The following is an 8,569-nucleotide window of genomic DNA, read 5'->3' as shown; positions in this document are numbered from 1 at the left end:
CGATATAACTCACTACCAGAGTACCCGGTCTTGGTTTCGCCTCGGCCATGTTCAGGGTGTAGTTAAAGCCCCGGTTCTGGTTGGTGATGGGAATGGCACCGCTGACGGCGGCTCCGGTAATCGCCACTGCAGGCTGATAGCTGGCTGAACCGGTGGCCGTGGTGTAACTGCTGGCTCGCCAGACGTTAATCTCGCCCAGCTCATAGTCGATGGTCAGCTGGCTGTAGTTGTTGCTGCCGCTTTTATGGATCAGCAGGCCTGCGCCATCGTCCGCAAAGGTGCCCCCGTCTAATGACAGATTCAGGGTTTTGGGCAGGACGCCTCGCTGTAGATAGGTTCGACTCTGGTTGCCGCTGATATGAACAAAGCGACAGGCGACGTTTCGGGTGCTCGCTGAAGTGGCCACCATCGTTTTGCCGGTGTAGCCGCCATACTGATCCAATAGGGGGCTTTCCACTTTGGCACTGGGCACCAGCGAGTTATAAACGCTCGTCGCCTTAATAGTCAGGTCACCGGCGGTGATGTTGGCGCTGGCTGACTGGATGCCGTAATAGCGGGAGGTGTCGGCGATCTGGGTGGTGTGGACTGTGCTGGTTTCTTCTTCGGGGATGCCCGGTACCGGCTGCGCTCCGATAAACGTGGTGATCAATGGCGCACTGATGTCCATCTCCAGCTTTCGCCGGGTAAAGTCCACAAACTTGCCGCCCTGGTTATAGGTGAACGTGGCCACCTGGTGGGTGAGGCCGGTAATCCGGACAAACTGGCTGACCTGCTCATCCGGTGTGGTGATCTTGTAAACTTCGCCGATCTCGGGAATGGCCAGCTCCTCCCGCTGATAGCCGACGATGGTGCGCTGTCCCTGCAGCTGGTCACCAATGGGCAGCCAGCTGGCCTGAATGCCCGGCACCACATAGCTCTCGATCCGGTTGCGGGCGTCGGCTCGCTCGTCGGTCTGGTCGTCGGTATTGAATAGGAGGACGCTGACGTTCGGGTCTTTCGGAGGTTCTGTCAGGATCAGGTGGCTACCTAAATAGGCATCGCTGTTGTCGGTACTGATCCCGATAAATGCTTTACGTAAAGCTACGTCACCGACGGTTCTGTCTAAACGGGAAATGTCCCGGAACAAATTATTCACGTTGCCGTCGATCACTTCGCTGCCGGTTACCCGTCCGCCACCGTCCTCCTCATCGGTCAGGCGCTGGCTTTCAAAGAGTTTTACGTCGCTGTTATTGATGGCCATCCATATCACCTTTGTTTATTTGTACGGGTTTTATACTGACGGGGGTTCCACGGTCAGCAGCCGCAGGGTCAAGCTGTATTGGTAGTCGTCATCGGGAAACGCAAAGGGCAGCACCTGTTGCGCTTCCACCGGGCTGCCCGAGGTTCGGTCAAAAATTACCGAAAACTCCCGCAGGTCGGGCAGGGTCAGGGTCATGATGTTGTTGGCGGTTTCGCTCAAGGTGAGCAGGCTGGTCACAGTGCTGCGGGTCACCCATCCGGCGTCCTGTCCGCCGGAGAGCTCTATGGATCGACCATACTGTTTGCTCTGCTCCTGAATCAGCAAAGCACCGGTTAAGGTGCGTTTCTGGCTCTGCTCCACCGGGTTCCACTCAAACTCGTTTATCCACAACAAATCATCGGGCAGTGTGATGCTATCCAGTTGCATAGGCCTTCCTTATACGGATCTCAATCCGGCGTTTTTCAGGGCTTCCAGCAATTTGCTTTCATCGCTTCGGTTGATGCCCACGTTGACGCTGCCGCCAGGATACTCAAGACGGATAATCTTTTCTGCCTGTTTACTGTGTGCGCTTTGCGGTGGTGGGTTAATGCGTGAATTTTCCCGCTGACTGGGTAGTTTCTGCAGCTGCTCGGCTCTCTGTTCTTCGGCCAGCTGGTTGCGCTTCTCCCGGTAGATGGCCTCGTTCACTCGCAGGGCTTTGCTCAAATCCTGAATGCTCTGCTGGTCGCCTCCGGCCTTGGCTTCTTCCAGCTGGTTTTTCAGGTCTCGCTGGCGGCTCTTGTATTGGCGTTTCTCGATCTGGTCTTGCTTACCCTGGAGGCGGTCTAACTCGTTCTGTAACCCGTCCAGGGTGTTTCTGGCGCTGCTGTTCAGTGACTCCATGCTCGACTCGGCCTGCTGGATGGCATTGTCCAGGCGGCTCAGGTCTTGCTCGTTCAACAGGTTCAGGGTGCTGGCGGCATGCTCACCCTCCCGGGCAAATCGTCGGGCGGATAGTTCGCCGTTTTCATAGCTGGCCATCAGGTCTTCCAGAGCGATCTTCTGCTCCAGAAACTGTTTTTTAACGTGGGCCGCATCGCTGGCGGTTTCATTGAGCCAGCCGCCGATGCCTGTTACGTCGAATTGATGTTGCGAATGTTGCAGCCTGCTGATTTCTTCATTGGTTGCTTTTAATTCGTTTTTTAGGTCTTCCAAGCTGCCTTTGGCTTCGCTGGTGTCTACCGAGCCAACGCCCTGTTGCATGGCGATAAATGAATCATGGGCAGCGCTGCTCATGCCCTGAAGTTCTGCAGTTATGGCGTTGTAGTGGCCTGCCATCACTCCAGCGATGGACGTGGCATCCTGCAAAGCGGCTGTCTGTTGTTCGCTCGACTCCTCGCTGGTGTCGCCTACTTCTTTTAATGCCTTTTTGGTGGTGTCTGCCTGCTCTTTCAGTTCCTTCAATTTCTGGCGGCTGGCTTCGGTGGCTTCGGTGTACTCCTCGAGGCTCAGCTGCCCAAGGCTGAATGCCTCCGCCAATGCCACGCCCAGGCTGGCCAGCTCGGTGCGGGTCTCGGCGCTGCTGATCTGTGCCATCGCATCGGCGGCGTCTTTGAAAGCCTGTTTGGCGGTGTCGCCGGTCTCATTGAGTTTGTCGTTGGTTTCATCCAGAGCTTCTTTGTAGCGGTTCTGCTCCTCCTGGATCATCTTCCAGGTGATCTTGCTGTCGTTGCGAATGTTGGCATTGGCGTTTTTGCTGGAAGTCACGAACGACTGATACATGCCATCCATCGCATCTTTAATGTCTTTCGCATCGATCATCATTTCCTTTTTAAAAGCGGCTGCCTGATCCCGCATCAGGTTGGTAGCGCTGCTAAATTTTTCTTCCAGGGTATCCAGACCGGCCACTTCAAAGATTTTTTGCCAGCCGTAACTGATCTCTGCCAATACCGACAGGATGCCCGCTGCAAAGCCTTTCACGCTCATGGTGAACGTATTGAACACCACCTTGATAAAATTACCGGTAAACTCAAAGGCAGAACGAAGCTGGCCGAGGGTGGTGCTTACGGTGTTGAATGCTTCTGTAGTTTTCTGGATCACCTGTTTAAAAGAAATGGACGACAGAGAAAGGCGCACCGACTCAGCCATGCTGATAAACCCGTCGCTGATTTTTTCTGCTAACGCCTTCAGCTTGCCGTTCTCTGCCAACTCATCCCACTTCTTGCCCAGCTTGGTTAGCATGGCGGTGACGTAAGCCATCCAGCCTGAATCAGCGATCTCCTTTTTAAACAATGTCCAGCGGTCTTTCAGGTTGGATATCAAGCCTGAATAGATTTTCATATTGGCCGATGCAGCCCCCACGCTGTCCCGGCCTAACTGATCCATCAGCTCTCTGATAACGTCCTTGCCCAGCTTGCCCTGCTCGGACAACTTTCTAAGCTCAGTGACGTTCTTGCCGGTAACCGTGGCCAGGGTATTCCAAACCGGCACACCCGCCTCGACTAGCTGTCGTATTTCTTCGCCCTGCAGCTTCTCTTTACCCCAGGCCTGCCCCAGTGCCAGACTGATTCTGCGTAGTCTTTCCTGACTGCCGCCCAGCTTGCTGTTGACATCCACAATGGCCTGCATCGTGCCGTCCATCGGATCAAGGCCGAAGTTTTTCAGCATGGCAAAGGCTTCAGTTACCTGATCCAGCTGCAGCGGTGTGGCCTTGGTAAATTCCTTGATCCACTCGGTGGCTCGCTCGCCTTCCGCCACGCTGCCCATCACTGCGTTCATCTGGATCTGCAGGCGCTCAAACTGGTCACCGGTTTCGAGGACGCCCTGCATGGATTTTTTAAGGGCGTAAAAACCGAGGCTGGCAGCGACCAAATTCCGAATTCTGTTCCCAAGCCTGGCAAAACTTTTGTTCAGCTGGTTGCCTGCTTTGCCCATTTTCTTCATGTCAGCAGAGGTGCGCTTGCTGGCGTTCCCCATCTGCTGCAGGTCTTCGCTGGTGTCGTCGCTGGCATCGCCGACGCTGCGGATGCTTTTCGTTATTTTCTGCAGGGCTCCCTTGGCTAAATCCCGAGCCCGGATAACGATATTGAGTACACTGTTATTGCTGGCCATGTCCCTGGCTCCTTCTGGCTAAAAAAAAGGCCACCCGAGGGCAGCCTTAAAACGGGCTTGTTAGTCGCTGGACGTTTATATGGCCTGAACGACTTTCATAAATTGCGATATACCACTGCCGGTGATGCCGCTGTCTCTCAACACCTCAAATTCCATTGATACCTCGGCAAACTCGTCACTGATAAAGGGCAGCCCCTGTACTGGCGAAAACTTCAGGCGATGCATCGTAATACTCACCGGCTTTCCGGACTGTGCTTCGTTCATGCCGTCAAAGAACAAAGCAAACTCCTCGCCTGCTTCCACCAAGGCATGCATGATCTCTTGCGGTGCTTTGGTGTAGCTCACCTTCACGCCGCCGTTATCAATAGCGCCGGTACCGATCACGACGATGCCGTTAGCAGTGAGGTTGTAGTCAGTGCCTTCGGTCAGTGCGCTGTCCATATCGTCTTTCACGGTGATGCTCTGGCTATGGTCAGGGGCAAAGGCAAAGGGCAACAATTCACCGTCGGTTCCGCTGGCGGCGATCACCTCATCGGTAACGGAACCGCTGGCCTCTTCGCTCACCGCTGCTCGCAAGGCAGGCGCTAAACTGGCGGCGCTTAAATCCATAGCGGTCATGCTGCCGGTGACGCTGTCTATTCTTGAAACCACATTGACGTTGCCACCGCCCACGCTGGTGTAGTCTTTCTGTTCTTTCTTGTCCTCTTCAAAACTCACTTCCAGGGCGCTGCAATTGCCCACCGGTAAAAAGCCGGTACTGGCGCTTAACCGCTTGAGGTAAATTTTTCCTTTGCCAATGTAGGAGCGATCTTGTGTGGCCATTGTTCAGTTCCTTCTGTGGTTCATGGTCGGGTCAGGGTCTGTTCCCAGGAGATGCCCCATAATGCTATCCCCTTTCGGTCTATCTCTCCGCTGTATAAATTTTCCGCTGAGATGCTGCTGGGCTTTACCGGCTTCAGGTAGTCGGTACCAAATCGGTTAAACGGCAGCTGCTCGATAATGGCTTCGGTCAGTAACAGGGCGCTTTCATGCCGTGGCTCGTTTTTGCTGTCGCTGCAAATCACAAAGGCGGCCATCAACAGGTTCGCCTCCTGGATGCCCTGACCGGTGACGCTGACGCTCTGGGTGTTCTCAATGGACACCCGCACCGCTTTTCTGGCGGTGAGCAGGCGGCTCAGTTCGGTTTCGGTAAAGCGACCGGGGTGACTTGCCACATCTGTCGTGTGGTTGACCAGTGCAGCTTCCAGGTGGTCGGTGATGGCTTTGAGGGCTTCGTTAAACATTGCGGTTGGCCACGTCCTTGACCCACTGCTCGATGGTCTGTTGAACCAAATTGATCTGGCGCTGCTCGATGCCCAGGAATGGGCGGGCAGGAATGACGACTTTCTTGGCAAATACTGTTTGTCCGTTCTTGCCGGGAAAGGCGAGCATCTTCGCTTTCTTCGGTCGGATGGTGGCTCCGAAGTTGTGAACCGCTGCATATTTCACGTTGGTTCCTACTGCCACCTCGTCGTTGCCGGTTTTGTAGCTCAGGCTGTTTCGCAGGCGACCGGTGTGGCTCAGAATCTGCCCGGTTCTGATCTTCAAGGGTGCCCATGGTGTGCCATCCGGTGCATGCTGTCGGCGGAAATTCAGACGGGCGTCAGTGAGTACTGCCCGACCCAGCCGGGTAAATAGCGGCTTTCGATGCTGGTAAAGCATCACGGTATCCATCAGGTTCTGTATTTCCTGCTGGCCTTGCTCAAGGGATAGCATCAGAAGTCCTCCAGGGTATCCCGGGTAAATAGCCGGTCTTCACGGCTGCGGGTGGTGCTGACTTCGGTGCTGGCGGTGGTGGTGGGTAGTGGCAGGACGGCGCTGCCCCGGACAATGTCCTTAAGCAGCTTGACGCTGTCGTCATAACGCTTTTCGACCTCATCCAGCATGCGGCCGTCGTATAAACGATAGCGAGCAATATCGGCGCAAAGCCTGACCACGATCTCAGGAATAACCGACAGCGGCAGGGTATAACGTACTGCCAGATAGCTGTCGATTTCATCGCTGGCATCGGTCAGGGCGGCGTCAATGGCGGCGTTATCCATAGCACCATCGCCCGGGTCGGTGAGGCGAATCAGCTCGTCCTCTCCAAACCGGGCGATCATGGCGGCGCTGTCGCAGTACTTCATTTTTTACCCTTGCCTTTCTGCGACTTTGGGGCAGGCTTGGCTGGCTCTGGCTCTGGCTCTGGCTCTGGCTCTGGCTCTGGCTCCACAGAGTTTACGTCCTGCTCTGCCTCGACGCCTTCTGGCTCAGTGACTTCTGCCTCTGCCGTTTCCATCGCCGCCACTGCACGACAAGCCAGCAAAGTATCAGCAGCGGTGTCGTCCAGCTCCAACGTTTCCCCTGCCTGATACAATTGCCCATCGTGCCGTACGCTATGTAGTGCTGTGTATTTCATAGCCACTCCTTAGCTAATGACGTTTTCAAGGTGGTAGGCCACATCGTTACAAATGATCAGCTCGTCGACTGACTCACCCACTCGAATCGCTTCCCCGCCACGCAGGCCAATATTCGCATCCTGACGTGTACCGCTGACCCGCTGGCCATGCTCGGCGGTCATGCCGAAGGTGACGCCACGGTTCGGTCTGGCGGTGGGGTTGCGGTAAATCAGCGAGCAATGGTTGCCCCAGATACGCTCCAGCTGCATATCGTGGCCGGGACGGGCGCTGTTGTAATAGGCGGCTCCCACCAGAATCTCGTCAATTTCCAGCAGCTCTCGGACGAACGACAAAGGCACCAGGCCGTCATCGGATACTGTGCCGTTAAAAGCCTTAACGATGCTCGGGTTACGGCGCAGGGCGACAGCGACCTTACGACTGGTGACCATGATGTTGGGGCGCTTGATGGGCGTTTCCAATGCGTCGGTCAATGCCACCAGAGGCTTACTGTCGGCATGGCTCCACTGGTCGGTGCCGCTGAGGGTTTCCTTGTGGGCATAGTTGGCTTTGTCCTGAACCTTGGCAGCGACTCGCTTTTCCCGATCCAGGGCGATGATCTCGCTGAGCAGCTCCACGGCGTTGCCTCGTGGGTCAAAGTTGCTGTTGGTGGCGTTGTCTAAATCCTGCTGCGGGATATGGTCTTCCAGACCGTAATCCTGAACAAAACCGGCTTCTTCGGTGCCGCCGAATTCCACGACGTTTGGCTGACCTTTACGGCCGACTAACGTATCTGGAATCGTGAAACGGTCTTCAGTGTTGTACTTCGTCCACTTAAATTCCCTGGCACCCACAGGAACTCTTGGCAGCACCCGGTCTGCTATGAATTCATTGTTCATGTAGGCGATGGCAATAGCCGTCAGGGTCGGGTTGGTTTTAAACGGTGCGTTGGCCATGATGGTTCTCCTTAACCTTGGGCAATCAATACGGTGACAAAATCACCAGCCACGGCGTCTTCCAGAGCGATACCGATCACCCGGTCTGAGGCCTGTGTGGCGGTGATGACGTTGGCACTGGCATCGCTGGTCAGCACTTCGCCTTTGCTGATGCTGCCGCCGGCGGTGGCTTCGGTGATGCCGGAAAAAATCACGTCCACCCGGCCATTGCTCTCGCTGCCGATCTGGGTGGTGACACCGATCAGGGCGTCCGTTGCCGCTGTCGCCTGTTTGACTTTCAACTTGCCGGTGCCAAAGGTCACCAGCTTGCGACCTTCCAGGGTGCCATCGGCGTAAAAGGTTTTAATCAGTCCGTCGTTTCTCATGGCTTAGTCCTTCTCTTTATTAGCTCTTGGCAGTTCCTTTTTGAACCGCATTGACCGCCTGGGTGATGCTGACGGTTCTGCCTTTTTTGCGCTGCTCCTCCTGATACTCCAGGGCTTTCTGCGCCAGTTCGTTGCTGTTTTCCGGTGGCTGCTCCTGGTCGTCTGCAGCGTGTTCCTTAAAGTCCACCGCCTTGGGTAACTTGCCCAGAAACGCCTTCATAAAAGCCTGCTGACTGAAGCTCTTTTTCTGCTCGCCTTCACCGAATTCCAGCACATCTTTGTCGTTGTCGAGGCTGGCCATGAACTCTGCCAGCTGCGCTTTCTGGGCGGGCAGCACCTTACCGGCTTTCACCAACACATCCAGATCGCTGGCGATCGCCTGCTTCTGCAGTGCCGCTTCGCTGGCTTTGATGGCGGTCTCTTTCTCGGAAAAAGAGGCTTCCCGGTCTTTCAGGGCTTGCTCTTTCGCTTCCAGGTCAGCTTTCAGCTGCTTCAGTTCTTCTT

11 protein-coding genes are annotated in these 8,569 nt (G+C 55.4%); all 11 read right to left on the bottom strand.

Features of this window, described 5'->3' with window-relative positions:
- Nucleotides 1–1,240 (bottom strand): hypothetical protein (locus AK963_RS22075; protein WP_202969827.1); only part of this gene is annotated, 1,240 nt, incomplete at its 3' end.
- Nucleotides 1,241–1,270: 30 nt separating this feature from the next.
- Nucleotides 1,271–1,666 (bottom strand): hypothetical protein, encoded by a 396-nt coding sequence (locus AK963_RS22070; RefSeq protein WP_066017584.1) that lies wholly within the window; start codon nt 1,664–1,666, stop codon nt 1,271–1,273.
- A 9-nt stretch (nt 1,667–1,675) separates the two neighbouring features.
- Complete coding sequence (locus AK963_RS22065; protein WP_066017583.1) at nt 1,676–4,330, bottom strand: tape measure protein; 2,655 nt, start codon at nt 4,328–4,330, stop codon at nt 1,676–1,678.
- A gap of 75 nt (nt 4,331–4,405) precedes the next feature.
- A complete protein-coding gene (locus tag AK963_RS22060; protein ID WP_066017582.1) occupies nt 4,406–5,152 on the bottom strand; it encodes a phage tail tube protein in 747 nt (248 codons plus the stop codon).
- A gap of 20 nt (nt 5,153–5,172) precedes the next feature.
- Nucleotides 5,173–5,613, bottom strand: a complete 441-nt coding sequence (locus AK963_RS22055) for a hypothetical protein (RefSeq protein WP_066017581.1) — start codon at nt 5,611–5,613, stop codon at nt 5,173–5,175.
- Complete coding sequence (locus tag AK963_RS22050; protein WP_066017580.1) at nt 5,606–6,085, bottom strand: phage virion morphogenesis protein; 480 nt, start codon at nt 6,083–6,085, stop codon at nt 5,606–5,608. The genes AK963_RS22055 and AK963_RS22050 overlap by 8 nt, the downstream gene beginning before the upstream one ends.
- The gene (locus AK963_RS22045) at nt 6,085–6,495 is read right to left on the bottom strand and encodes a gp436 family protein (protein WP_066017579.1); all 411 of its coding nucleotides are present in this window, start codon (nt 6,493–6,495) and stop codon (nt 6,085–6,087) included. The genes AK963_RS22050 and AK963_RS22045 overlap by 1 nt, the downstream gene beginning before the upstream one ends.
- A complete protein-coding gene (locus AK963_RS22040; protein ID WP_139117585.1) occupies nt 6,492–6,767 on the bottom strand; it encodes a DUF7210 family protein in 276 nt (91 codons plus the stop codon). The genes AK963_RS22045 and AK963_RS22040 overlap by 4 nt, the downstream gene beginning before the upstream one ends.
- Nucleotides 6,768–6,776: 9 nt before the next feature.
- Nucleotides 6,777–7,700 (bottom strand): hypothetical protein, encoded by a 924-nt coding sequence (locus AK963_RS22035; protein ID WP_066017577.1) that lies wholly within the window; start codon nt 7,698–7,700, stop codon nt 6,777–6,779.
- A gap of 11 nt (nt 7,701–7,711) precedes the next feature.
- Complete coding sequence (locus AK963_RS22030; RefSeq protein WP_066017576.1) at nt 7,712–8,065, bottom strand: capsid cement protein; 354 nt, start codon at nt 8,063–8,065, stop codon at nt 7,712–7,714.
- 19 nt (nt 8,066–8,084) lie between these two features.
- Nucleotides 8,085–8,569: hypothetical protein (locus AK963_RS33450; protein ID WP_202969826.1), on the bottom strand; the 485-nt coding region annotated here is incomplete at its 5' end.

Source organism: Endozoicomonas atrinae (assembly GCF_001647025.1).
In the GTDB taxonomy this organism is placed as follows: Bacteria; Pseudomonadota; Gammaproteobacteria; order Pseudomonadales; family Endozoicomonadaceae; genus Endozoicomonas; species Endozoicomonas atrinae.
The sequence above is the reverse complement of the archived record's forward strand: the minus strand, read 5'-3'. Positions and strand labels throughout refer to the sequence as shown.

Excerpts from the sequence above, each read along its gene's own strand:
- AK963_RS22070 (WP_066017584.1), bottom strand. The coding sequence starts at position 1,666 with ATGCAACTGGATAGCATCACACTGCCCGATGATTTGTTGTGGATAAAC.
- AK963_RS22065 (WP_066017583.1), bottom strand. The coding sequence starts at position 4,330 with ATGGCCAGCAATAACAGTGTACTCAATATCGTTATCCGGGCTCGGGAT.
- AK963_RS22060 (WP_066017582.1), bottom strand. The coding sequence starts at position 5,152 with ATGGCCACACAAGATCGCTCCTACATTGGCAAAGGAAAAATTTACCTC.
- AK963_RS22055 (WP_066017581.1), bottom strand. The coding sequence starts at position 5,613 with ATGTTTAACGAAGCCCTCAAAGCCATCACCGACCACCTGGAAGCTGCA.
- AK963_RS22050 (WP_066017580.1), bottom strand. The coding sequence starts at position 6,085 with ATGCTATCCCTTGAGCAAGGCCAGCAGGAAATACAGAACCTGATGGAT.
- AK963_RS22045 (WP_066017579.1), bottom strand. The coding sequence starts at position 6,495 with ATGAAGTACTGCGACAGCGCCGCCATGATCGCCCGGTTTGGAGAGGAC.
- AK963_RS22040 (WP_139117585.1), bottom strand. The coding sequence starts at position 6,767 with ATGAAATACACAGCACTACATAGCGTACGGCACGATGGGCAATTGTAT.
- AK963_RS22035 (WP_066017577.1), bottom strand. The coding sequence starts at position 7,700 with ATGGCCAACGCACCGTTTAAAACCAACCCGACCCTGACGGCTATTGCC.
- AK963_RS22030 (WP_066017576.1), bottom strand. The coding sequence starts at position 8,065 with ATGAGAAACGACGGACTGATTAAAACCTTTTACGCCGATGGCACCCTG.